Genomic DNA, 26,374 nt, shown 5'->3' on the forward strand with positions numbered 1-26,374 from the left:
GACTTGGATTATTATTTTTATCAATTAGGGCACATGAGCAATGATTGATTATGCAAGACTCCTAAGGTAGTTACGCCTTGTTCTCTTAGCCAAAGATTTACTTGTTCGGGATCTGAATAAATTGTTAAGTCATTACGCATGGCTGATTGACGTATGTTCTGTATTATTTCTGGGGATAGGAAATACTTAGGATAGTTCTTCTTTAGATAACATTTCAATCGTTTTCCTTTGCAGGATTGCCAAAACCCTCCGCCGATGGAGGCAGAAATACATGCTTTCTCAATATCTCCAAAACGTGAAAAACTAATCAACTTGTGTATTGAATGTTTACGTACATAATGACAAACATTTGAACCAAAAAAACGAGTTTTATTATAATGTTCTTCAGCTAATGATTTTGGTTTAATAAACCAACCTCGTGCATGATGGTTGGTTTTTGTTTCTAAAATACCCCCAAAAAAGAACCAGGTACCTTCATAACCGGAGTTTCTGCCGGTAGATTGATACCATGGATAACTATTAATTACAGTAATGCGACGATAAGAGGTTCTATTAGGGAAGTTGAAGACAATCATTGTATTATTAGAGAGGATATTTTTATCAGACTCTGTAGAAATCATAGCATATAAAAAATCTTAAATAATATGGGTTCACAATAAATCGATCGTAGACGGGTTGCAATGGGATCTGATTGATTTGCAGAGTATATTTAATGCGTACTGTTATTAATTTTTATAATTTAATGGGACAAATATGGTATTATTTTCTTTTCAACGAACGCTTGTATCCATATATGAAAAGAAAAAGCGTCTTATGCTTCTTATTTGTGAGTATGCAGGTAATCGCTGCTCCTCATTTTGTTCCTGCTGAACCATTACCCGCCTATCATTATGAAATCAATGGTCCTGCTTTGTGTGCGACAGCCAAAGAAACCCTGGCCTATTTAAATAAAGGCAGCAATTATGATCCTCATGTTATTCATGCAGGAAAAGTGTTGCAAATACCACTTGCACAGGTTAAAGCAACTTTAATATTTATTTGCCAACATCAAAATGAACTGAATGATCCCGCTTTTGTTAAAAAACATTTTGATTTTGTACGTTGGTATCCGGATATGGAGCAGGCTAAATTACTTAAGTCAAGTAAATCGTTGGTTGCTCATTTACCTAAAGATGAGATTTTAATGACTAAATATTACGTTCATCGTGCTCAAGTATCAAACAAATTAACGCCAGCTCATCCATTCGCACTTTATGCTTTACCACCAGATGAAGAGTCTTTGACCCTGGAAGAAGCAGATGTAAAACCCGGATTGATTCGCTTTCAATATGGAAAACAAGCAATATTAAAAGGGGCTCTCACTCATAAAAAAGTCCCGGTTTTAGCTTATTTGAGTCGAGATGACTTAGAAGCAGCTTTAATGCAAGGCACTGTGGTTGCAGACTTTGGGAATTCTTCTCATCAGGTAAAAATCTTTAATGTCCATCGTTGCAATAATATTCCTTACAACAAAGCACAAAACCCATATCAACAAGAACGCTATTGGTATTTTAAACCCGTAAATGGCATCAAAGGTTATGGAAAGGATGCTGATCATAAAATTACGGTAAACCCAGAAGTTACTTTTGCGGCTGATCTTGAGCAATTTGGCTTGGGTAAGTTGCTTATGGTGCAATATCCCAATCAGCAAGGAAAAATAGTGACACGCGCAGGTATTTTCGCCGATACTGGGGGTGCATTTGCAAATAATCTTTATCAAGTGGATTTTTTGGCAGGAACTTATGCGGGCAAAGATGCTTTTTATCGTGCAACACGCCATTTACCCAATTATGTGACAGCCTATTTTATGGTATTAAAAAAATAAAATGAAATTACTTTTATTCTGTTTATTTTTTATCAGTGCTCAGGTGCATGCATTTTCGTGCTGTACGCCACAGAAAATTCATCAAGCACCAATCCAATTTAATGAGGAACGGATAGCCTTAACTCGTCAATATCAATTAGTTCATTATGGAATTGATTCAAAATCAATTGAAATTGAACCGAGAATGATTGTATTGCACTGGACTTGTATCCCTACTTTTAAGGCAACTTTTCGTGTTTTTAATTCCCCCACTTTTCCAAAAAATTCACCTCGCATTAAAGAATTGCCCGGGAATTTAAATGTGTCGAGTCACTTCTTAGTCGATCGTGATGGAAGTATTTATCAACTCATGCCAGAAAAATGGATGGCAAGACATGTTATAGGCTTAAATCATTATGCAATTGGCATTGAAAATGTTGGTGGTATAAATGGCAAGGATGATTTAACTGAAGCTCAGGCTAGAGCAAATGCATTCTTAGTGTGTTATTTAAAAAGAAAATATCCGCAGATTAAATATGTTATTGGGCATAATGATTATTTAAATTTTAAAAATACTTCTTTATGGCTTGAACGAGATCCAAATTATCAAACTGATAAAGAAGACCCCGGCCCGTTTTTTCTTCAAAGAGTAATGAAGTTGATCGATGACAATAAAAAAGGGAAATAACAATGGTAATTAAATATTGGGATCAGTGGTAGATCATTAAAATCTTAATGAACATGGAGTGAATATGTCTGATCAGTTATTCGATGTACTTATAGTGGGTGCTGGGCCAGTTGGTTTATTTTGCGCTAATGAGTTAACACGCCAAGGATTAAGTTGTCGAATAATCGATAAAAAGGCACAGCTTAGTGATAAATCTAAGGCATTGGCTCTGCATATTCGAACGCTTGATCTTCTTAGTGATTGTGGCTTTCTTAATGAAATTCTCGATAAAGGACTCAAGGTTGAGGGCGTTTTATTTAAATCTAAAGGGAAAGAATTAATTCATGCAACTTTTGCTAATCTTGAAGCCAATCGCCATTTCCTTATCGATCTTCCTCAAGATAAAACAGAGCGTGTATTTTATAAAGGATTAATTGATAAAGGACTTAATGTTGAATGGCAGACTGAACTTACTGCAATAGAGGAAACATCAAATCATATAGTGTCTACTCTAAAACTCGCAAATGGGCAAAATGAAACCATTCAGTCAAGCTGGGTCATTGCTTGTGATGGGTCACACAGTACGTTAAGAAAGCTTGTTCATGCTGAATTCATAGGTGCTTCTATTAAACAAACTTGGTGGCTTGCTGATTTAATGATTGATTGGGCATTACCCGAAAATAAATTGATTCTTTATGTAAGTGATAAAGGTCCGCTGGCTTGTTTTCCCATGGGAGAAAAGCGCTACCGTGTTGTAATGACTGCGCCAGAAAGAATCATGCATAAAGAGCCTTCAATGGAGGATATAGAGCGAGCTTTTAAATTACGATGCTCCGATAAAGCAACTCTATCAGATCCACTTTGGATTAGTCCGTTTGGAATTGATCACAAACAAATCCAAAAATATCGTTATGGGCGGGTATTTTTTGCAGGTGACGCCGCTCATGTCCACAGTCCTATGGGGGGACAAGGACTGAATACAGGGTTGCAAGATATTTATAACTTGTCTTGGAAATTGGCTCTGGTTCAGAAAGGATTTGCCAAAGATTATTTGTTGGATAGTTATCATAGCGAGCGCCATCCTATTGCCGCTACTGTATTAAAAAAGACAGGATTAATGACTTATATGATCATGATCCAAAATCCGGTGCTTATTTATTTGCGTAATTTTATCATGCATGTGGCTATTTCTTTTGATTTTATTAAAACTGCAGTACTTTATGATCTTGCTGAATTATCAGTAAGTTATTCTAACAGCCCTATAGTAAAAACTTTAGGCAGAAAAACGAATTTCAAAATAGGTGAGTTTCTTAACGATTTTCCTTTAATTGATGCTAAAACAGAAGAAAAGAAAGAATTGCATCAAATTACTCAGGGAACAATGCATCATTTATTGTTATTTACTGGAACTACTGGAAATCAACTCACTCTTCTGATTGAAATAGCTAAGGTAATCGAACAACGATTTGATGGATTGCTCAAAGCACATATCGTGCTTTCACAATCTGAAACACTACTTTCTTCTGATAATATATCAGTGTTTATTGATGAACATCAAAAAATGCATCAACATTTTTCAATCAATCAAAGCATTGCTGTACTGATACGCCCAGATAAATATTTAGGCCTAACCCAAGAGCCTGTGAATAGGGATGAATTATTGAATTATATGGAAAATAGTTATTTGAATAATATTAAAAATAATAATGAATAATGGATTAATACTTTATGAAAATAAAATTATTAACGCAATTTGTAGATGCTTCCAAAATAAAAAATAGCTTACAGTGGATTTTCTTAGGTTTAATCTATTCACTGGATTGTTTTGCTGCTCATAATAGCGATATAGAGCTTTCAAAAAGAATTAATGCTATTGAAAAAAATTCACGTACGGTAATGGGAGTTACTGCTATTCATATCGAGAAAAATAAAATAATCTCTCACAACAGTAACCAACGCTTTTTTATGGCTAGCACCGTTAAGTTACCTATCGCATTAGCTTTTTTGCACCGTGTTGATGAAAATAAAGAGTCTTTGGACCGTGTTATTAAAATGGACACAAAAAATTCTGTGCCAGGTTCTGGAACCTTACATTATTTGTTTGAAAAGAAAAAAATTAATATGTCGTTGAAGCAAGTGCTTATTCACATGATGAGAAACAGTGATAACAGTGCCAGTGACACCATATTAAAAGTGACTAATGGACCAAAATATGTGGCAAGTCGCATGAGTGCATTGGGATTTAAAAATATTTTTGTAAATCGTTCTATCTTGGAAATGTTTTTGGATACCAATCATGTGAATCATTCCTATTTAAAAAAAACACAACCTGTATTTTCATGGCAAAAAGTATTTAATCATGTTCCTCTGGAGGAAAAAAAATTGGCTTGGCAACGTTTCCAAAACGATATGCGTGATACAACTACTTCTGATGATATGGCCAAATTACTTGTAAAATTATATAAAAAACAAGCTCTTTCAGAATCCAATACTAAATTACTTATCGATATTATGGAAAAATGTCGAACAGGACGAAGTAGAATTAAAGGATTACTGCCTGCCCACGTAAAAGTAGCACATAAAACAGGAACTTGGTCTATCTATGAACAAGATTATTTAAGATATCCTGGCTCTAAGAATCTTTATCGTTTTGTGAGTGATGTTGGGATTATTACATTACCTAATAATAAAGGACATATAGCGCTTGCGGTTTATGTTAAATCTCAATCAGCCAGTGATTATCCACGAAGTCGGGCAATAGCATTGGCAAGCCGTGCCATTTATGATCATTTTATGAAGTCGTCGAATGCATAATCTTATTCAATAAATATGCCCAAGAGTGACTATCTACATCCTGTGGGCTTATCTGCAGAATCTCCTTGTACTTGACTTTATTGGATTTGAATACATGCTCAAAAAATATTAGAGCCTGTTGACAATTAAGCCCCTCAGTCTAAGTGTTGTCGCGCTTTATGCGCGATATTTAGCTTTGCTGGAAGACTCATACTGCTTGGATCCTAAGACTTAGAGGTACTATGAATTGTCAACAATCCCTAGAAATGCTTATTCATTTCGTATACCCTGTCACAAAAATATCTTAATAACAAGGAGAGTTTTAATGCAACGCTGTTGGGCTTTAATTCTTAGCGGATTTCTCTGTCTTATGAGTTTTGGTGTGTATGCTCAGTTACCATGCAATTATCAGAACTTATCTTCTGAAGAGAAAAGAGACTTATTATGGGATGAAATTGTTAAGAGTCATGAAGAGGATCCCTTACCGCAACTCACAGGGAATAGTTTCAATGAAGTACTTGCAAAACTTAAAGGTCTGTTCAATTTAAAGCCTACTTTTGACCATGCAAGCGATGAGTTGCCTGAGGGACGAGTAAAGATCATTCATGCCAATGGTTCAGTAGGCAAAATAGCTTTTGTTCCTGCAGCAGGCCACCCATTTACTGGAATTTATCAAACTGGAGGAATTGGTGTAGCACGTCTTTCTCTAGCTACACCTCCTTCTGATGATAACTATATTCCTGGTATGGCGATTAAAATCTTAATCTCGAATCAACCTTCGCTCAATTTACAAGTGATGAATTTGCTTGAGGGACAAAAGGAGAATTGGAATTATTTTGCTAAGGATTTTTCGAATCACATCCCGCATCCAACAGGTTGGACATTGTCAGCTATTGAGAAAATATTTGAATGGACTCGAGATCCCGCAAATAATCTTCCTTTATGGCATTTGGCTGCTTGGACAAGTGAGGGGAGAATAAATGGTATTCCAGTATTCCCTGAACGCATTTATTTCAGGCCTACCAGCGTGGTAAAAGATTTGATTCCTGAAAATTCACGCGAAGACTTCAGAACTTCTTTTTTACAAGTGCCTATGGGACCAATTTATGAAGTATTTGGAGAATACCAAGGAACAGAATATCATGTAGGAACATTAATGCTTGAAAGCCAGTTATTAGCTTCAAATTATGGTGATAAGCACTTATTTTTTCAGCACCAACGATAAAATAATTTTATTTGAATTAAGGAATTAATTTCTTAAAATTAATTCCTTAACTTTTGTCCATAAATAAAATTTTACACGGATTTTAATAAATCATTTCAGTTATTATCAGAGCTTGATGTGGTAATTAAGAAGTTTAGTACGTAAACAAAGCTGATAAAGACTCATTTAGGTTCTATAGATTATCTTCCATTAAAATAAATTTAATAATATGATTTTATTCATTTTTTATTGATCATATTGGAGAAGTAAATGGAAGTATCACACGAATTACCAATCAAACATCACCGTACTATTAAAAGAAATTTTTGGGTTGCTTTAGGCGGGCTTGTTTTTGCCAGTACATCTTATGCAAATACTCATTGCCCAGATTTAAATATTGAAGCATTTTGTCACAATGGTACATGGCAAATAACGATCACTCCTAACGCCCCATACTGGGAATTAATGGGAGACAGTGTTAACGGAAGTCAATGTACTAGCAATGAACAAGCCAATGATGTTCGATGGAATTATGCTTTTTCCTCAGCACGAATGGGAATCGTGGGATGTAATTACAAATTGTTTGATAACACGTTCAATCAAATAGGTCTCATTCAAATTAAGTCAACACAATACATTCGTACAGGAAACAATTGGGAAAAAGAAAGTTATCCGGGTAATTGGACTTGTCATGAATCACAAGAAACATGCTTATTTCGTTAGCCCATGTTGTGACACGGATGTGGCTTATTCTTTGGTTATGTAAGTATTTAAATTAAGGACAAAACTCGTCAAAGTAAGAAGTAAAACGAGTTTGCATCTACCTAGCTCCGTTCGGTTCTGTTTTATTCCTGTAAAAATGGATAAAACAGAGTCCGAACGTGCCGGGTAACCTGCCGCAAACACGGCTTAGTTCCTCTATATGCGGGGTTCTTCATAACTTGTATGTATTATATCGTCATTAATAGCATCCTGATCTATTATTGAACCTCTCAAAGTTGAAGATACTTTAGCCTTGCTAATCGCTTCTTTTAAAGTCTCATTTTCAAATTGCGCAAGCTTTTCCTGTATTGTTACAGGTAAACTCTCTCTCTCTTTAACTTTTTCTAATTGAGAGGAAAGAGCTTCAAGTTCAGTTAATTTTTCTTTAACAGATATTTCACCGGCAGCAATTAGAACCATCGCATTAGCTACTTTTATGAGTAGTTCACTGTGTTTCGAATTCTCCAGTATCTCAAGATCGCTTGACCATGCCATTATGTTGTTTACGGTAAAGAATTCTGGGCGAATTTTATCAGTTAATGCACTGATATTTTGATATGCTTCTTGAAGGATAATTCCTTTCTCTTTTAATTGATCCAATAACTTTTGATTCTCCTCTTTGAAGAGATTTGGAATCTCTTTAGATAAGAGAGTGTCTTTATTTAAAGAACTATTAAAATCAAGATAATGGAGATGGATATAACTTGCCACCTTTATAGCTTCTTGAGAAGACAAAGTTTTGAAAAAATCAATCGCTGAATCTGCATGACAATAGGCAGGCAAATCCTTGACTATTTCTCTAACTTCTTCATTATCTATTTGTGCCAGTTGTTTATTAATTTCTCGAGAAATTTCATTCTGTATTTTATCGGATTCAAAATTAAGTTCGGAATCACATAATACTTGTAACTCAGTACGAAAAGTACGAATTTTCATTTGCAGGCCACTCTTCATCCAATTTCTTTCTCCTGAGATTTCCTTATCAATGCGATCTAATACACTGATTGATTTGACTATTTTATCCAGTACCTCTTCTTTGGATATTTCCTCATTGCAAAGAAGTTTTTTTATTTCAGTAGAAATTTTTAGCAAATCTTCACACTGTTGTTTTCGCGAAGTATTTTGTTTGAACCATTTAAGGAATCTGTGACCTCGGCCTTCGCCCTGTCTGTTATTGTAATTTGTTACTGTATCTTCCAATCCTTTTGCAATTTTACCTAACTCTATATCGACAAGTGATTTTTTTGAATGTTTTTCCCAAGTAATAACAAGCCTATTTTCTGTAGTGACATTTTCTGGAGAAAGTAACCGAGTAAGATAATTTTTTTCAGGCTGAAGGATACCTTCCGATGCTTTTATTTGTTTTTCAATCATGGGCCAATGCTTGCTGAATGCAATAGCGTTTTGTGAATCTAATGAAAGCATTGAGTAATTGGGTATATTAGAAGGGGATTTTGCACTTAAGAAGTCTACTAATTTTTCTGGTTCTTTATTCAGCAATTGCAACACATTTAATTTAAATCGCTCGATATTATCATGCCCATGAACAACTATATTATTTTTATGAGCTAATTTGGCTGATGGAGATTCTAGCTGGAGGGCTTTTGAATAACTTTCAAACTCTTTAGGTAATGGACATTCCTCGTTCGTCTGTTGAATAAAGAAATCTAAAAAGTGGCAACTTATTCTTCTTAAATGTGAATATATAGTATCTGATTTACTTTGATCCAATATGAAGAATTCGTCAAAATGTGGAGAAGATTTAATTTCGTTATAATCTATAACAAATTTCTCAATTATTGCTTTTTGATGTTCTTCCGTTAAGGGCACACTTAAACCAAGTGTTTCCTGATTTTCATTGATGTATTTAAACAAAATAGGTTCAATTGCATCACCTTTGCCAAGCGCATCTATTATTAGTTCAGAAACTTTTGAAGCATGAGGCTCGGTGTCAAAGAACGTACCAAAATTCTGATCTGATAATCCGTGTGATTTACAATAAATATTAATTTGTCCTAACAACAATTGAGTTTTTATACTCATGTAGCCTATGAATCTCTCTTTTTCTAGATCGGCTCTTGCTTCGCCATTTTCTTTGCCATCCACTTTAATTTGAGCATAGTCTGGATCGGTTTTCTCAAAGAAAGTATTCGCTTTGGTTTCTAGATTATCCCATTGCTCAGGCTCAGTGATGCAATCAACAAGCGATTGGATCCATTCTTCTAATTTTGTTTCTTCGTTAGGCATTAAAACCGAATCAACAAATTCTAAATTGATTTTTGCTACCTCGCCATTACTGGCTTTCTTAGCATTTACAGTAATATCTATTTTAAGTTCGATTAGAGCTTCTTCTACACGCTTTTTTAGTTTATTGAAGTTTTCTTCATTACCTTGAACCTTAAAGTTTTCAGCATCTTCCACTTGGGATAAAACTTTTTCTACGAGTTGTTCCTGGGGGGTTTTTGTATTAACTAATTTATTATTTGTTTTAATTTTTTCTAAACTCTGGGTTCGAAATTGATGTCCAAAGCCCTCGGTGATTCGTTTAAAACCACCTAAATGTCTTTCATATTTAGATTGGTTTCTTTTTAAACTAAATAAGGGCTTATCAAAACGTGTAAACGAATCAGGATCATCTGGTGATAAACGAACAGCAAACGCATTTTTAGAGTTTTCAATGACCTTACATACCCCAGAAGGGAGTTCTGGAGCAAATTTTTTATTTAGTCCACCTATTTTTCCATCGTTGTCATATTTTTGTTTTATTATTTCAACTAATTTGATGTACTCTTCGATTTGAGTCAGTCGATGTTTTTTCTCATTCTGAAGATCTTTATAGGCTAATGGCGATAGTTCTTTTTGCATGTCTATAGCCAAAATGTCTTCTTCGAGTTGTTTTTTATAATATGTAAGTTCTTCTATAGCTGATTTTCTTTGTATGCCCTCTTCAAAGAAACCATGAAAAAAACATCTTAATTCAAGCCCGGTTTCGCATGTATTATCAGTTCCAACTCCATCTCCCCCCACAATAGGCATCATTAAATGCACTTTGTTTTGGCTGTCAACATATACATAGTTACAAGCATCTGGTTCTTTAAATTTTAAGTGTTTAGGCATCTCATTGACTCTCAATCAACTATTTTCTCCCCAATAGTATAACTTTTATATATTAAGCTGATATTAAGAAGTACGTAATGACTTAAAAAAGTGTTTTTTGATCAAAAAACAGGATAGCATTCCGTACAAATAAATGTTATTTATATGAAATTGAAATTATTTTTATTTATATGACCTTTTTTTTCAAAAAATAATAAATGTATTTTCATATTGAATAATAATTGATCTTATTGTAAGATATTGAAGATTCTGCTTAGCTTATAAGGAATGCCTAAATGCCCATAACCCTTGATCCCGAAGTACTGAAAGTAGCTGAATATGTTTATGAAAACCTGTTGTCACAGCCTTATACCGAAGTAGGCCCAGAATGGGAATTCAATTATAAGAATCCTACAGCAACTAGAGCACTTGGTGATGGGCATAATTTACAGCGTTCCATTCAAGTAGAGGGTAAAACACTCAATCGCCCTATTCATGGACTTGCTCATACGATGCGTACACTGATGTACAGCCAATTAATGTATGAATCTACACTAAGACAGCTAGAGCCGCATATATGTCACGATGGGCGCACAATTGCAGATCTAACTCCTTTAGATCTTAAAAAGCTGAATATTGCGCAATTGTTTTTTGTTGCAGGTCGTGCGAGTGAAGCTTCATATGGAGATGCTTATCACCGTTATCATCGTTATGGTGCGAAACATTTCGAATCATACGCGCGTCATCATTTGCCTCATTTATTCTCTGAGCAAGAAATTGAACTTTATGCTCGTTGCATCGAAGATCGTGAGGGAGATTATTTTGATTCTACGGCTGAGGGCTACCTCATTCATCTTTCTCATATGATCGATTTAATGCGTTGTAAAAGCCCCGTTGAGGTATTTATAGGCCACTCGCAAGGCAGTAGAGGAATTGTGCCTACATTGATTGATTTGTTTGGGCACGATGATGGTTTGGCTATTCTTCACTATGCCAGAGGATTGTTTGCTGCTACAGGCGAAGGAGTTCCTTATATTGATTCTGCAGAATGGCCTCATTTGGGCATTGAGAATCAGCGAGTTGAAAGAGCACAAAGACTTATTGGTTTTCTTCAAGTAGATGGTCAAGAGGCCGATGCTAAGAAAACGGGACAGGCTGGATTTTCAGTCGAAGGATGTTATGAAGCATTAAAAACTGTAGATACTCCGAGTTGGTATCACCAGAAAGCTATCAAGGATAAAAAAGTTCAAGAGAGTTTTGATATAAAAGAAACGAAGGATGAAGTTATTATTCATTTTCCGCCGCAACAGGAAACCTCAGTTGAAAAAGTGCAAGAAGTTACAGTAACAAGAGAAAAGTCATCTAAAGAGAACGATGGTTGTTTGTCACGATTTTTGAAACAATTGTTTTGGAATGATCCGACTATCAAAACAGATCTTGAGAAGCAAGTTGTTCCTGATTATACGAATATCCTTTAAGGAAATTGGAACGGAGGACTGCTTTATCTTCTAGAACATTAAGGATGTGTTATGTTTGAGTTTTTAAAAAAATTAATCAGTGATTATTTTCAAGGTGTTGTTCTTGAGATTGAAGAGAGCAGGGCCTTGAAGAATGAAGACTTTATAGAAGACTTTGAAAAGCAGGAACGTAGTGACCCTACTGCCCCTGTTCGACAAAAGCAAGTAATAAATACAACTGAAAAAACTATAAAACAAGAGCATCTAAAAAGGGATAAATTAGAGCAGCCCGTAAAGCCCAAGCTCCAAATGAACCACCTAAAAACACCCAATAAAACTGTAAGAAAATTTCGTTTTGCGAGTATGGGAGAAACCGATACTCATGATAAGTCTTTACTACCAGCATCTAAGCTGGTAGGTGGGCGAGCAATTCCATTAAAAGAAATTCCATTTGAAACAACAAGAAGTGAATTGATCCAAATTTATCTTCTATCCATAGATAAATGTATTAAAGCAAACAAATTAAAGGAAATTTCTCCGCAAGCTCTTTCTGGACATTATCTTTTAATTAAATCTTTAGCTGCCGTTGCACAAAATCCAACAGAAAAAAGACAATTACTTGCTTTAGAAAAGCCTTTTGTTAACTATCTTAAGAGTAAAGAATCGAGCATATGGTCTATTGTTAATGATTATACTCGGGACAGTGAATTTCCCATTGTACAATGGTTAAAAAATCAATCATCAAATTCTAATTTTATGGTTTCATTTATTATTGATAGTAATAAGGGAACGTTAACGCGCAATCAAAATGCGTTTATCCAACAATTCAAAGATTCGCCGGCTTTTTTCTTTCCTAATTCGATTTATATGTCATGGATTACTCATGGTTATGAAAAAGATTCAAGTATAAATCCCATGTATAATATCAGTAAAAAAACGCACTATTATCATGCAACTATTACTGATAATTTATTGCTGCGAACTCAACCTAAGCAAGTAACGTTTGCACCAAAACATTATTATGAAAAAGGGAAAGGGATTGTTGACACCGATTTTCGCTATACGATGCATCAAAGTAATTTATTGCGAATACAAGGTAGAACCTTGCTTTTTACTGATGAGTCAGGAGAGTTGATTGCTGTAAAAGTACAAAAAAAAGGTGAGCCTAAATCAAATCTCACTGAAGAGTTTCAAATGGCGGATTATTTGCAAAAACACCAGAGACGTTTAGATTTACAAAGCCAGTTACCAAGACCACTTGGACAATATTCTGTTAAAAGAACAGAGATTCTAGAGCAATGTGTCAGCTCACCTCATTATAAACAGTTTTTGGATCTTATCGGTGATACGAAAGATCTTGAAGTTTATGTCTATAAAGCACCGGTTTCGTATTTTACTTATTTACATGATGAGCATCAGTCCTTTAGAGACTTTACTGCATCAGTTAAAAGAAATGTTCATGATCTTTTTGTACTGCTTAGAGAGGGAATTGTATTTTCTCAATTAGCAGATATATTTCATACTCATTCTGATGAGGAAGAGCGAATAGATAAGGGAAGATATCAAGCATTAGTGCAACTCCTAAGTGTTTTTCAATCGCAATTAGGACGACTTGATAAATGGCAAAAAGCAGTAGAGTTTGTCAATCTACGCGCTAGTGGAATTGCTGATCTTGGTGATAGTCTTCCAATAACGAGTTTACTTACCGGTTCGGAATTTACTAGGAAATACTTTTCAGAATTACTGACTGGTGGATATCATCAAACCTTTTTTGATTCGTCAAGTGGTACGGCAAGCTCCCTTTATACGAGCAAGCGAAAGCTATTTGGTAATTACTTATACCTTAATACCATTGCTGAGTATTTACTAGTCATACAATTAGTACTAGGTACTTATGGAGATAAGGTGACTCGAAAAATAGATGATCCGTCTATAAAACAACATATGTGGCAGCAATTAGCGGAATTGATGTTTGATAGTTGTGCCGAAGCAGTTACTTTAATGACAGGGATTCCCCATTCCAGGGCACTTTCACTATTGCATCAGCGTGCAAAAATAGACAATCATGTGCAACAAACCCAATTTTGGATGACTCCTGATTATGCAGATCTGGATGAAACAGCGATGAGAATGCAACAGTATGTACTTTATCCTGGTGAAGCAGGTTATGAAGTAAATGGTGAAATAATTCCTGGCATCGGTTTATCAGTTGATGGGATTAATCAAGATTTAGGTGGATACAATCAAGAGCTTCCTTTGAAAGAATTAGAAAAGCTCTTGTATGCTACTGTGACTCTTGTTGAAGGAACGATGCAGCTTGATAAAGAGTTTTTCAAGCAGATAGAACAAACTGATGCATTAATTATGAGTAATTGCGGTGCTGAAGATTGCTACCAGGCTGCAGCAAAATTACTGGATCTGGCTAGACCTGGATGTCATTTCCAAAAGAGACTCGCACTCTCATATTATGAGGAAATTAAGCTTAAATATCCTTCTTCATCACAAACAGATATTGATACGCGCTTTGAAAAAGTCGAAAAATATTCTGCGGCAAAGACCATACAAAATTTTTGGCGAAATTATCTAGCACATAAAAAGTTAGTGTCAGGAGAACATACTCTTGCTCCTGCTCATGATGATTCTACAGTAAAAGAGAGCCCATTAAGAGCCTGTTAACAATGTATTCTCATTCGTTTTATCATCTCAAAAACTGCGAGTTTACAGATTTATATGCATCATTTACCCCTAAGCAGTATTTGACAACCCCTTTATGCATTCCATATTAGGAGTTGTCAAAAAGCTCGGGCGTTCATTTTTGATTTCCTGGATGGCTATCCTTCAAACGCCCCACTTTGGGAAGGGTTACTCCAATCATAGTGTCGCGTGTCACTAATGTTTGCAGTTGTTCTTCAGTCCAATTTTCAGTACCTTCAGGACGCATTGGTAAAATCATATAACGCGTTTTTTGATTTGAATCATGAACTCTTACTTCTACATCTTCAGGTATAATTGTACCGAATTCAGCAAGAAGTTGGCGTGGCCAACGGACCATTCTGCGACGATAATTCATGCGTTCATACCATGCTGGTGATGTGCCTAATAAGGGTCTTGGGTAACAAGAACATAGAGTACAAACCATAGTATGATGAATTTTGGGTGTATTCTCGCATACAAGTAAAAAAGTATAGTCACTTGGTGTTCCTTCGCCAGTGGGTTTTAACCAATCGATACCTAATTCAAGGCACGCTGCCACACCATCCTTGAGCAGTCTTTTTTTAAATTCAGGATCAACCCAGGCATGAGCAACGACGCGAGCTCCTCCCATAGGGCCTATACTTTCATACCACTCTACAAAACGTCGATGATCATCGGCTGTAAATAAACCCTTCTCAATACACAGTTCGCGAACAGCCGCTTCTAAAATAGTAAATTCAACAGCTTCCTGACGTTCTTTTATCGGATGCAGGTCGACATACTCATCGCCATGACTGTGTTCATGAAGATGATCGTGTTCCTCACAATAAGTTGAATTTTTAGATTTCTTTGTCATAAAATTCTCCAAATAAATAAACCTTTATATTTGCTCTATCCATCGTTCAGATAATTCTGTATCCAACGTATCAATGGCGGGACCGCCGTAGTCTTCCCACAGCTCCGTCATTTTAAAACGAACCATATAAAATGGTTCCCTACGACCCTCGTATCTGCCCCATGCTTCATCTTCAGGAATAACCCAAGAAGGTCTTATCATGACGACCTCTCCTGTTTTTCCGCGGGTATATCCCTGAGTGCGTGTATGAAATAATGAGGGTAAATCGATAACTTTTACTTTATCACCTACTTTATATTTAGTGCTCATTTACAAGCCTCCTCACGTTTCTTTATTTGATCTAATTTCAACATCAATTCATCAGGGGTTATCAAGCCTTTATCAAGTAACATTTTTGTAGCAGCCAATAACCATCGAGCATAATAAGGTGTTCCACAATAGAGGGTAACGCCCAAGTCATTTTCACGCCGCCTACGTTCCTCTGATACCCAATATCCTCTCCAAGCGAGGCATTCAGAAGTTGCATGCGTAAACATTTCCCAAAGTTCTGTTTCATGGAGCGACTTATCTAGAGGTCCATCAGGTTGACCGCCAATATCATGTACTACATGTAATATGGCTTGGGCATCCTCTGTACTTAATGAAAAGGGTAAATCCATCTCTTGCCGCGACACGGGCACAAGCTTTCTTATTATCTCCACTAAAGATGTGTAATTTTCAGATGTATGAGACATACTAATATCCTCCTATTTCTAAATTATTTTATTCTGTTTTTCATCAACAACTCTTTGCTCCAAAACCTCAAAATTCATCCATTTATAAATAAAAATAGAGACAACCCAGCTCAGAATGAAAAACAAAATAATAAAAAAACCGATACTGTTAAATCGTTCGCTCTGTTGATTGATGAAAACCCAGAACGGACCTTTGAAATTGGATTTTTCTGCAATTAAATTTAACGCTTCGATTCCTCCTATTAAAAAAGCAACCAGAGCTGATGCGAGCGTAATCGTTAAATTGTAATAAAGCTTTCTTACTGGATTTAAAAAAGCCCATCCATAAGCACCGAGCATTAAAACACCATCACTTGTATCAATAAGAATCATTCCTGCTGTAAAAAGAGCTGGAAATAGAAGTATGGACCACATTGAGATCCCCTCTGCTGCTTGTGATGCGGATAATCCAAGAAGTCCTACTTCAGTTGCAGTATCAAAACCAATTCCAAAGAGAAGTCCAAGAGGGAACATTTGCCAGCTATGTGAAATAAGATTTATAAGGCGACGAAAACGTTTAACAAGAAATCCTTGTTGATCAATCAGTTCATTAGTGTCTTGTTCTGTTAATATCTTACCTTGGCGAATTTGTTTGAAAAGCTTGTAGATAACAAAAAAAATCATAATGTTGATTAAGGCAATAAATAAAAGAAATATCGCGGAGCAAGAGGTACATACTATACTCCCTAGTTCATGCCATTTAGCCCAATCGGACTGCATAAATGCTTTAGTCGACAAGGCAATGATTACAGTGGCTATAAGCACAACGGAAGAATGACCTAAAGAGAAAAAGAAGCCTACGCCAATCGGTTGTTTTCCTTCTTGCAACAATTTACGGGTAACATTATCAATGGCAGCAATATGATCAGCATCTACCGCATGACGCAAGCCAAAACTATAAGCCATCACTGCAGCCCCAAATAATAAAGATGAATTATAGAAAGCATAAAAAGCCCAAAACCATACTACAACATTAAATAAAATCAAAAACAGATACATCATTGCTATTTTCTGTCGCAGGTTTTCTTTATGATCACCAAAATTTTTTAAATAACGTCTCACTTAGTTCCTTATAATTATGCGCACCTTATTGTATAATTATGGACCAATTAGAGTATGTTTATTGCATTAAGGTCTTTTTTTCTTGGCCCCGCAGCATTTTTATTGAAAGATAGGATATTTGAACCATCTTGGTTCTGCTTGAACCATAGCCAATGTTTCACTATTCTGTAACTATGACCTTAAAAATTAATGACTATGACTCCATCCATTACCTTTATTACTCTCTATTCTTTAATGCCTGCTGCGTTGATGTTAATTGGCGGTGGAATTGCCAGTTTTTATCAGCCGGGTAATCGGATAACAAGCGCTACCCAACATTTTGCTGCAGGAGTTGTTTTTGCTGCAGTAGCGAAAGAACTGCTACCCAAAATTGGTGCTTACCACGATCCCATTGCTCTTGTAATTGGTTTTTCATTAGGTGTTATTGGAATGTTGTTCTTAAAATGGTTGAGCAGCAGGTTGGAGGATTTTGAGCAACAAAAAACGGGTATATCATGGGGATTATTAACCGCAGTTGGAATTGATTTATTAGTCGATGGTATTTTGATTGGTGTCTCTTTTCTAGCGGGCGAAAAAGGAGGAATTTTGATTGCTATAGCCCTCTCAATTGAAATTTTCTTCTTAGGGTTATCGACCACTTCAACTCTAGGGGTAAGGCAAGTCAGCGCCCCTATTCGTTTGTTATCAAGTTTTATATTAGCCATATTGATACCAATTGGCGCGGGTCTTGGTGCAAGTTTGTTAATTCATTTACCTCAAACGGTGACTAATGTCATTTTATCTTTTGGTGTTGCTGCATTACTTTATCTCGTTACCGAAGAACTATTAGTTGAAGCTCATGAAGTTCGAGAAACACCTTCCATTACTTTATGCTTTTTCGTTGGATTTTTGTTAATTTTATTATTAGAAGGATTGGCAGCCTAACCGGCTGTTCAAAATATTTTTAGTGATGAAGCGCATTTCCTTTTTAATAAGAATTATAATTCAGTTTCTCATCCATATCCCATGCTTTATTATATAGCACCACCCACTAAGTTCTATATGTCATTGCAAGTTCGTTTGGCTCAGTCATGTACTGTGTACGCTCTTTACCTCACTTTACTTACTCCTTGTTGAGAACTTAGTGGATGACGCTATAAAAGATAAATTACAACTCAATTGTTTTTTGGAGTTCTTCCTTAACAACATGTTGCATGGCTGTTTGATTAAGCGCTACTAATACGTCATCGCTTAATTTTGCACGTTCTTCTATTTTAGCGACAAACGTTGTGCTGTGACTTAGATTCTTTAAGAGCGCATGGAGTTTTACAGCACTTTCTGTAGGGATGCCAATTACTTCTTCCAACTCATCAGGACTTCTCTTCGCTAAGATATTAATAAGTTCTTGTATGTTATATTTATCATTATTTAAATCTTTCTTAAACTTATCTAATAATTTTCCTTTCTTAGCTAGGGCGGGCCGTTCATCTGTAGTCAGTCCTATAAGATCAGTAAGTCCTTGCAGCATCCAACGATTTTCAGTTTTTATTTTTCTTGATTTTGCCGAATTAACATGATGAGCTTCGCATAATTCACGTAACTGTATGATTAAGGCCTCACTCTTGAAGTGCAATTGCATCATTGCAGGATAAGCTTTTTGTTTCTCCACAAAGAACTCATTTAATTTCACGATTTCCGCTTTGTGTTTTTGTGATGTATCAGAATCATCCAATGTTTTTGCGAGTTTATCGAGGAGCTGTAAATTGTGTTGCGCTTCTTTCGTTTGTGCGTCAAACGTTGTTACTTCCATTTGATTGAGGGAGACTCTTATATTGCTTATCAACGCTTTAGTTAAGAATTGATTTACCTTTTGTAATCGATCCTTTAATCCATCAACATCGGACAGATTAAGGGGGGCTTTTGATGTCCCGTGTTTTCTTATCTTTTCTTGACGTAACTGTTCCACTTCAGCAAGTTGCTCATTAAAACTAGAAATCATTTCTTTTACAGCGGTCAGATTTTTAGGTTTTTTGTCTTCAAGTAGGTCAATCTTTTCTGTTACCTTAACGACATAGGCATCATATAACTTGTTATGAATGGTTCGTAGTTGTTCTTCTAATTTTTCGACATCAGCAAAGTCAACGGTATCGGTCTCAGAATATAACCGCACTTTTTCATTGCGCAGCACTCTTACTTCTTCGTGTAGGGCATTAGAATTAAATAGTTCCTTCTTAATGCTGGTTACATCATCGAGTTTGGCGGTGTCTAGAGCCGTAGTGCGCTGGGTTATATTCGTTATAAGTGTTTCATAACGTTTTCTTACTTGCTCGGTATCAATGAGCAGGGGAGTAATGGTGGCATGTTGTAACGGCTTCAAGTTTTCGGCCATCTCTTGTTTTGTACGTTGAATTTGTTCCTTTAAGCTGCTGCTTATCGATGATATATTGCTCATGTCATTATCTGAAGGCATGCTTTCAAGTGTTTTTAAAGCCTCAGTGAGTTGTTGTTTTTCCAGAGTATCTTGGCATTTCATTAATGGTGAAAGTTGACGTTGCAGCGCTATTTTCTTTTCAATAAGTGGTCTTAGGTTATCCATTTCCATTTTAGCTGTTTTTGCTGCACCTGATGTAAAGTGAGACCATTTTTTATCTGAGGGAAAGTTTGCTAAAGCACGTTGCAACATATCCATATTATTTAATCTAAGCGCATTATGACATTCCCGTAATTTAGGAATCACTTTTTCATTAAGAAAAATTTTTCGTTCCAGTGATATCTTTTGATCGTCTTTTCCCGAAAAGTAGTGGAGTATTTTATCTAAAAATCCACCTCTAATGGGTAAATGAGATTGCTCTACCATTTTAAGCTGTAACGTAAATAGTTTTTCCTCTAAGTCTTCGGGCACCTCTGTTTTTATGGCGTTTATTGTTTCCACCACTTTTGCGTTTTGTATCTTAATCAAGGAGTTAACGGCAAAACCACTTTCATGCCTTTGAATAAAATCAGGACTTTTAATCGTCGTAAACGTGATAATATATCGATCCGCTCCAGTAGATGTTTTACCATCAAGAGTCACTTTGGTAGGAACTAAAGCGACATCATCAGGCAAATAAAATGAAAATTCATCCTCAGAATCTAGTACATGAGTACCTACCTGTTTTGCTTGCAATAACCCTTCAGGATCATTAATTTCAAAGACGGTATTCGAATCAAAAATTGTTCTTGGAACCTCAATATTTACAGAATTACTCGCGTTTGTTCTGGCGGATATCTTACTTAAGTCATTTAACTTGATTTGCATAAAATCTTGTGCAGACAGATCAGTAAAGAGATGTTTTGCCGAATTTGCAATTATAGTATTGGCTTGATTAACCAGTTTATTTTGAAAGTCTTCTGAAAAACTTAATCCTCGATAGAGTAATTTCGGTGAAGAAGCTCTCCCATGTGTATCCACCAGTGCCTTACTGGTCAGAGGGGTAAGTAATGCAGTAAACATTACTTCTTTAAATGTTGATCCTTTGTCTCTATTTTGGGCAATTGCATTGACGCGGCTGTAGTACCAGGCATCATTTTGCATGAGAAAAATTAAATCATATTTAATCTTATCCCTATATTCGCTCCCTTTTTTTCTAATTTCTTCATTCCAGGTTTCCCCAATTTTAACCGGAACCGCTTTGGGATCAGTTGAATGAAATTCCGTATCTTTTTCATGTTGCATTAAACGATCGATATTATTAATATCGGTATTATTTAATAGAGATCCTACAACGGCCATATCGCATTTAGCCAACAAGTCACGGAAAAATTGTTCTTCCAATTTTTGGCCATTTAAAAGAACATGATCGTCTTGAATCACATCAGGATTAGCCATGATTTGGCGGATAATCTGAGCTGCGGCAATTTCATCTATATTGGCTTGTTTTCTTTTTTTATCTGAAGAAGTTTGTAAAACCTCTTTAACTGCGTTTAGTTTTATTTGTTGGCGAGTTTCTTTGATGGCTCCTAGACATACTGAGGGTTTCTGCTCACATGTTCTTGCAAAATCAGTTGCGGGACTTTCTGTTAATTGGGTATTATAACCAGGAAATTTATTTTGTATCTCAGGAAGGCTATAATATTCTTTTATAGTTACGAGCCGCTCATCTTCTGTTATAAGACTTTTCGAGTTTATAGCTCGAATGTCATTTATAGAATTTAGATCTTTGCCTTTTTTTATAGCGTATTTTTCACCACTATAAGGATTTTCATAAGCACCTCCTTCCTTAAATAATTTTTTAGCTTCCTCAGAATGAATATTATTTTCCTCAATAGTAATATGTTCTCTTATCGTTACAAAACGCTCATTATCATTTAGACGATAATTGGAGGCTACTCGTCGTGCTTCCTCTAACGTATTGATCGTTTTACCTTTTTCTACAACGTATTTTTGAGAAACCATATTCTCATAAGGTTCTTCTGCTCTGAGGTTCTCTTTTGCTTGAGGATTAAATGAAGGGACAGCTGATCCAGTGGCCAAGAAAAATTCTCGATGAGTTCTGAGAACAACTTCGGCTCCTAGAGAACCTACCGAATTTTTAAGCGTATTGTAGGCGCGTTCTACCACTACTTCGGAAGGGGATTTGACTCTCATTAAATCGACCATATGACCTTGATTTATCAGGATATGTGCCGGGGTTTGATCCCAACTATGCCTTTCGTCTAGAACAATCGCAGCATAGAGATCGACCTCTTTTTGATCTTTGAAGATTTTGCCAATGAGCTTATTCTCTTCAACATATTTCCTGAATGCCTGTTCGCTTTTCTTATGATATTCCTCATAAAAATTTCTCTTAAGCTTATCATCATATCCTGAGCGCTCATCATCTCTTCCTACCACAAAAAACGCTTGGGCGATGAGAGTTTTTTTCAGCTCTTCAGGAGTAACATCGGCCAATGTCCGTCCATCTTGTGCTTTCCCTAGTTTTTCTCCTCTGAATTTTGCTTTACGCGCTTCTTCGACCATCACTTCAGCACAGGCCATAGTCCGTATGGTATGTGCAAGGCCATGGGTTGTTCGATCAGGTCCTTCGTTTGGTTGTAGCCGTCCTTCGGTGGGAGCTTTGGGGTTTTTTAATGGCCCAGGGTAAGGGTATCTTAAATATTCTTTATGGACATAATTTACAACACCGTGAACATCGACATCATTATCCAATATGGTACTGTTTAGAATAGTGGAGGGTACTGTTTGGGATACCGTAGAAATGGGTACTTCTTTAGTAGTTGTCGTTTTTCCAGTAAAAATAAGAGTGGGACTGTCTATCTGTAACTCTTTTTCAGTGGCGCGTCTTAAAGCAGTTGCATCAGTTTTTACATCACCTACTGGAAAGTCATTGGCAACGGCCTGTAACCAACCAGCAATTTCCCCGTAACCATTCCCATCGAGTTCATTTTGCATTTCTTGAGTGATGGTTTGGCCTAGATTTTCTAGAGTTGGGGGATTATCACCTGTTAATGCCGTATGTGCTCTTACTCCTGCAGAGGCAACCCAATAGCCGCATAAGCCCATGTTTAATCCAGCACCATTGGGAATCACAGAAAGTGTAGCACCTTGAGGGAGTTTTTTGGTTAGGATGTTTTTATACCCTTTTCCTGAACCTTCACCCAGTGGGTCAAAAAGATAGTATTGATTGCCTTGGCCTTTAATGAGCATGATCCAGTGGCCAGATTCCTGTGTTGGATTTACCCCTGTTAATATGGGCATAAATCCTTGCTGATTCAGGACATCTATTCGTATGTCAGGATTGCCATTGTAAATAATACCGCTGGTAATATCTTGTCCCATGCGTTCAAAAATAGCATGCATGCCATCTTGGGTTAATTCTACCCCTTTTACGTATTTAGGCATTTTGGCTCTCCTCAAAGAATACGAGCAATTAACTTATGTTATGCTGCAAAGATAGGCACTGCGTGTAATTATAACCCAAACTTCATTAAGCTAACGTTAAGTTAATTAAAAAGTCATTTCTCAAAATATCTATTACCTGCTTGATACTTTATGCATCGTATTTTTAGATTTAAATCTCCTTTTTCCATAAAATAGAAGGTTCTGTTTTGGTGTTATACTACTTGGCCTGCAGCCCAACCTGATGACCATGCCCATTGAAAATTATATCCTCCCAACCAACCTGTTACATCCAGGGCTTCGCCGATAAAATAAAGGCCAGATATTTCATGAGACTCCATGGTTTTTGATGAAATGGAATTACAGTCTACTCCACCAATTGTTACTTCTGCAGTTCGATATCCTTCAGTTCCATTGGGTTTTACGGCCCAGGAATTAAATTGTTTTGCTACAGATTCTAGGTCTCGATTGGGTAGTTCAGCCAATTTTTTTTCTGCAATTTCTTGTTTGATAAAAACTTCAATGACGCGCTTAGGTAAGAGCGTGGACAATATTGAATTTAATTGTTTTTGTGGTTTATTGACTCGAGCGGTTTTTAAATATTCAAAAAGATTAATTTCAGGTAATAAATTGATACAAATAGTTTGGCCAACACTCCAATAGGAAGATAATTGTAAGATTGCAGGACCACTCAAACCTCGATGAGTAAATAATGTATGCTCGCGAAATTCGATACAAGCATTTTTAACTAAACTATCAACTCCAATTCCTGAAAGTAATGCGATTTTTTCTTTTTCGACTACATCTAGGGTTAAAGGAACCAGTCCTGCTCGTGTTGGCCATACTTTAATCCCAAATTGTTCAGCAATCTTATAGGCAAAAGGACTCGCTCCCATGGTAGGTATAGATAACCCACCACTGGCAATAACTACGGATTGGCAATGAAAAGCCCCTTTAGTGGTTTGTATTTTGAAACTTTGCGTTTTATGAATTTTTTCAATGCTCGTGTTTAATTGTATTGTAACCCCGGCAACGTCACATTCTTTAAGCAGCATGGAAACAATATCTATTGATTTATTATCACAAAAGAGTTGTCCTAGAGTTTTCTCATGGAAAGGAATCTTATGTCTTTTTACCAGCTCGATAAAATCCCATTGGGTATAGCGGGTTAAAGCCGATTTAAAAAAATGAGGATTATTGGATTTATATTTTTCGGGCTCTATATAATAATTGGTGAAATTACAACGCCCTCCACCAGACATCAAAATTTTTTTACCCACTTTATTGGCATGATCAAGTACTAAAACTTTACGACCGCGTTTGCTTGCTTCAATAGCACACATTAAGCCTGCGGCACCTGCACCAATAATAATAACATCAACTTCTTCCATAATAGGAGCAACTTGTTTTAAACAAAATCAAATATAAGGGTATCATGTGTCATACTCAATTCAAAATAAAAATAAGATCTCTTGACAATTGATCCCCAAGTGCTTTATATGCGGCACCATAATATTGGTTCAAATAGATTCAAATGTTGGGGTGACTGAGTTGCCAAAAAAACTGGTTTGATATTGAAAATTACGATACTTTTTATATTAAACTTACGTCCAACATATTTTTATGTATGTTTTAGAACGTCTCTTAGCAATTTTTTTAGGCATTGTAGCCTTGCCATTACGTGTATTTGCACAACATGCTTTTTATGCAATTATTGCTCTTCTTGTTGGGATTTGTGCTATCCCAGGTTTACCTTTATCACTTGCTTTGACTTTGAATCATGAAGGTATTTCTAAAGCGATTAATATATTAGTGACTCTTTTTCTTGTTTTTCCAATTACGGCAGTAATCATAACCGGTGCCCTTGCTCTTTTAACTGTATTTTTATTGTGTAGTACAATAGTCCATATGGCTGAGGCATTAGGCCTTGGTTTTATAAATAGTCTTCTCTATGGAATGGATGGTTTTTGGAGTACTTTAAGTACGCAACAAATCCTTAGTCAAACTCTTTGGAATTCAATTAAAGCTTTTGTAGGATTTGCCAATACGAATCAATTAAATAGTGATGCTGGCGATCAACGAATTATTGATGGGTTGCAACATTTTGAGATCGTGCATGAAGATTTCGAGATCCCAGATTTACAAAATAAAGAACCACGAGAGCCCCCTATTTTATTTGATGAAACTGAATTAAAAAGAATTGAAGGACTTCTCGCTCACTTAACAAATGTCAAAGAGCCTTTAGCACGGCAAACAAAAGAACAATTAACTATTTTAAAAATCTTATATACTCAATATAAAGATCTTTTTTCCAAATTAGAAGAGGTACATTTGGCATTGCTGAGTAACGAAAAAAGTCAAATTAAGGATGAGCTTATCGCCTACAATAAAGTAAGAATACCTATATTATTAGTCAAACAATATAAAAAAGGGGAGTGCTGGTATCATGTCCCTGCTGCAAGTTATGTTACGGATAGAGACAGTTTCTTGCACTTATTGAAAAAAAACTCTAAGCATCCTTTAAATAGAGATCTCTTTAAAAAGCCAAGATCTTACAATCAAATGGAAACAAGATATCTTTGGTATGAACTAACAGAAAATTATTGTTCTTCCCAGGAATTGAGTGATGGTGTTGTTGAAATCCGTGTTTTGGTGGATGAATTGTTTCAATTAAATGAAATACAAAGAATGAATTTTAGCATGGGTGCTTTTTCTCCAGCATTTTTTGGACCAGCAATTAAAAATAATCCGTATTCTCAGACATTGCAACTGGAGCATAAGAATGGACTACAGCTTTGAGGGTATTCGATAATTTGAGACGTTAACTTTCTTTTTCATAGGATAATTTAAGCTTATACTATAAATAAGCATAAAAATGACTTAATAACGTATGTTTCAGATAAACGAGTGGAATCATTCTCTTGATTCATTCGGGTTGAGGCCGAAACTGACGCTTATTTATAAGGACAGCCATCATGAATGAAGTTGATATTTTAGGTTTATTTTATGATGTAATGAAAGTTCAGGGAGTCACTCGAGATCAAGTCTTTTTAAATATGGAAGATGAATCTGCAGCAATTCTTTCTCAAAAATTAAAAGAGCCTGTTTCATTGCAGCAATTGCAAAAATTAACGGATGTTTGCATCGCTAATGAATGGTTAGAACGAACAACTGCGGATCCAAATTATAAATATTTATCGTTAACTGAAGCAGGTCTTCAAGTTGTTTTAGCTAATCTATACACATAATTGTAAGTCAAGGGTATAAACTTTAAGCAAAACTCGGTAAAATATGTCACTTTATCTTTTTT

Annotated in this window: 19 protein-coding genes; 11 read left to right on the forward strand and 8 right to left on the reverse strand. The window is 35.9% G+C overall.

The window, feature by feature from the left end:
* Positions 1–20 precede the first annotated feature (20 nt).
* Positions 21–620, reverse strand: a complete 600-nt coding sequence (locus Lsan_RS06020; RefSeq protein ID WP_058513592.1) for a hypothetical protein — start codon at positions 618–620, stop codon at positions 21–23.
* 173 nt (positions 621–793) lie between these two features.
* On the opposite strand from Lsan_RS06020, the gene Lsan_RS06025 reads away from it, so the two are divergent.
* From Lsan_RS06025 to Lsan_RS06050, 6 genes are all read left to right on the forward strand, one after another.
* Complete coding sequence (locus tag Lsan_RS06025; RefSeq protein ID WP_058513701.1) at positions 794–1,864, forward strand: hypothetical protein; 1,071 nt, start codon at positions 794–796, stop codon at positions 1,862–1,864.
* Between the two features lies 1 nt (position 1,865).
* Positions 1,866–2,531 (forward strand): N-acetylmuramoyl-L-alanine amidase, encoded by a 666-nt coding sequence (locus Lsan_RS06030; protein WP_058513593.1) that lies wholly within the window; start codon positions 1,866–1,868, stop codon positions 2,529–2,531.
* 64 nt (positions 2,532–2,595) lie between these two features.
* Positions 2,596–4,224: an FAD-dependent monooxygenase gene (locus Lsan_RS06035; RefSeq protein WP_058513594.1), complete on the forward strand. Its 1,629-nt coding sequence runs from the start codon at positions 2,596–2,598 to the stop codon at positions 4,222–4,224.
* A 14-nt stretch (positions 4,225–4,238) separates the two neighbouring features.
* Positions 4,239–5,324 (forward strand): class A beta-lactamase, encoded by a 1,086-nt coding sequence (gene bla / locus Lsan_RS06040; RefSeq protein ID WP_058513595.1) that lies wholly within the window; start codon positions 4,239–4,241, stop codon positions 5,322–5,324.
* A gap of 304 nt (positions 5,325–5,628) precedes the next feature.
* Complete coding sequence (locus tag Lsan_RS06045) at positions 5,629–6,528, forward strand: hypothetical protein (RefSeq protein WP_058513596.1); 900 nt, start codon at positions 5,629–5,631, stop codon at positions 6,526–6,528.
* A 249-nt stretch (positions 6,529–6,777) separates the two neighbouring features.
* On the forward strand, positions 6,778–7,230 hold the full coding sequence (locus Lsan_RS06050) for a hypothetical protein (RefSeq protein ID WP_058513597.1): 453 nt from the start codon (positions 6,778–6,780) through the stop codon (positions 7,228–7,230).
* 195 nt (positions 7,231–7,425) lie between these two features.
* On the opposite strand, the gene Lsan_RS06055 is transcribed toward Lsan_RS06050, so the two are convergent.
* Complete coding sequence (locus tag Lsan_RS06055; protein WP_058513598.1) at positions 7,426–10,386, reverse strand: hypothetical protein; 2,961 nt, start codon at positions 10,384–10,386, stop codon at positions 7,426–7,428.
* A gap of 275 nt (positions 10,387–10,661) precedes the next feature.
* Here Lsan_RS06055 and Lsan_RS06060 point away from each other — a divergent pair, with 275 nt between their 5' ends.
* Both Lsan_RS06060 and Lsan_RS06065 read left to right on the forward strand, forming a co-directional pair.
* Positions 10,662–11,843, forward strand: coding sequence for a SidE phosphodiesterase domain-containing protein (locus tag Lsan_RS06060; RefSeq protein WP_058513599.1), 1,182 nt, complete (start codon positions 10,662–10,664; stop codon positions 11,841–11,843).
* Between the two features lie 51 nt (positions 11,844–11,894).
* Positions 11,895–14,498, forward strand: a complete 2,604-nt coding sequence (locus Lsan_RS06065; RefSeq protein ID WP_058513600.1) for a SidJ family T4SS effector polyglutamylation protein — start codon at positions 11,895–11,897, stop codon at positions 14,496–14,498.
* A 133-nt stretch (positions 14,499–14,631) separates the two neighbouring features.
* On the opposite strand, the gene scnC is transcribed toward Lsan_RS06065, so the two are convergent.
* The 4 genes from scnC to Lsan_RS06085 are packed head-to-tail and all read right to left on the reverse strand — an operon-like array spanning position 14,632 to position 17,207.
* The gene (scnC, locus tag Lsan_RS06070) at positions 14,632–15,372 is read right to left on the reverse strand and encodes a thiocyanate hydrolase subunit gamma (protein ID WP_058513601.1); all 741 of its coding nucleotides are present in this window, start codon (positions 15,370–15,372) and stop codon (positions 14,632–14,634) included.
* Between the two features lie 24 nt (positions 15,373–15,396).
* A complete protein-coding gene (locus Lsan_RS23305; RefSeq protein ID WP_058513602.1) occupies positions 15,397–15,681 on the reverse strand; it encodes an SH3-like domain-containing protein in 285 nt (94 codons plus the stop codon).
* Positions 15,678–16,106 carry an SH3-like domain-containing protein gene (locus Lsan_RS23310; RefSeq protein ID WP_058513603.1) on the reverse strand — a complete coding sequence of 143 codons (429 nt, stop codon included), beginning with the start codon at positions 16,104–16,106 and terminating at the stop codon, positions 15,678–15,680. Before Lsan_RS23310 ends, Lsan_RS23305 begins: the two co-directional genes overlap by 4 nt.
* A gap of 18 nt (positions 16,107–16,124) precedes the next feature.
* A complete protein-coding gene (locus tag Lsan_RS06085) occupies positions 16,125–17,207 on the reverse strand; it encodes a HoxN/HupN/NixA family nickel/cobalt transporter (protein ID WP_058513604.1) in 1,083 nt (360 codons plus the stop codon).
* Between the two features lie 195 nt (positions 17,208–17,402).
* Here Lsan_RS06085 and Lsan_RS06090 point away from each other — a divergent pair, with 195 nt between their 5' ends.
* Positions 17,403–18,131, forward strand: coding sequence for a ZIP family metal transporter (locus tag Lsan_RS06090; RefSeq protein WP_058513702.1), 729 nt, complete (start codon positions 17,403–17,405; stop codon positions 18,129–18,131).
* Between the two features lie 223 nt (positions 18,132–18,354).
* Here Lsan_RS06090 and Lsan_RS06095 read toward each other — a convergent pair whose 3' ends face one another.
* Both Lsan_RS06095 and Lsan_RS06100 read right to left on the reverse strand, forming a co-directional pair.
* Positions 18,355–23,067, reverse strand: a complete 4,713-nt coding sequence (locus Lsan_RS06095; RefSeq protein ID WP_058513605.1) for a SidE phosphodiesterase domain-containing protein — start codon at positions 23,065–23,067, stop codon at positions 18,355–18,357.
* Positions 23,068–23,279: 212 nt separating this feature from the next.
* Positions 23,280–24,455 (reverse strand): BaiN/RdsA family NAD(P)/FAD-dependent oxidoreductase, encoded by a 1,176-nt coding sequence (locus Lsan_RS06100; protein WP_058513606.1) that lies wholly within the window; start codon positions 24,453–24,455, stop codon positions 23,280–23,282.
* A gap of 232 nt (positions 24,456–24,687) precedes the next feature.
* Here Lsan_RS06100 and Lsan_RS06105 point away from each other — a divergent pair, with 232 nt between their 5' ends.
* On the forward strand, positions 24,688–25,863 hold the full coding sequence (locus tag Lsan_RS06105) for a hypothetical protein (RefSeq protein WP_058513607.1): 1,176 nt from the start codon (positions 24,688–24,690) through the stop codon (positions 25,861–25,863).
* 176 nt (positions 25,864–26,039) lie between these two features.
* On the forward strand, positions 26,040–26,312 hold the full coding sequence (locus tag Lsan_RS06110) for a hypothetical protein (protein ID WP_058513608.1): 273 nt from the start codon (positions 26,040–26,042) through the stop codon (positions 26,310–26,312).
* Positions 26,313–26,374 lie beyond the last annotated feature (62 nt).

This window comes from Legionella santicrucis, assembly GCF_001468135.1.
In the GTDB taxonomy this organism is placed as follows: Bacteria; Pseudomonadota; Gammaproteobacteria; order Legionellales; family Legionellaceae; genus Legionella; species Legionella santicrucis.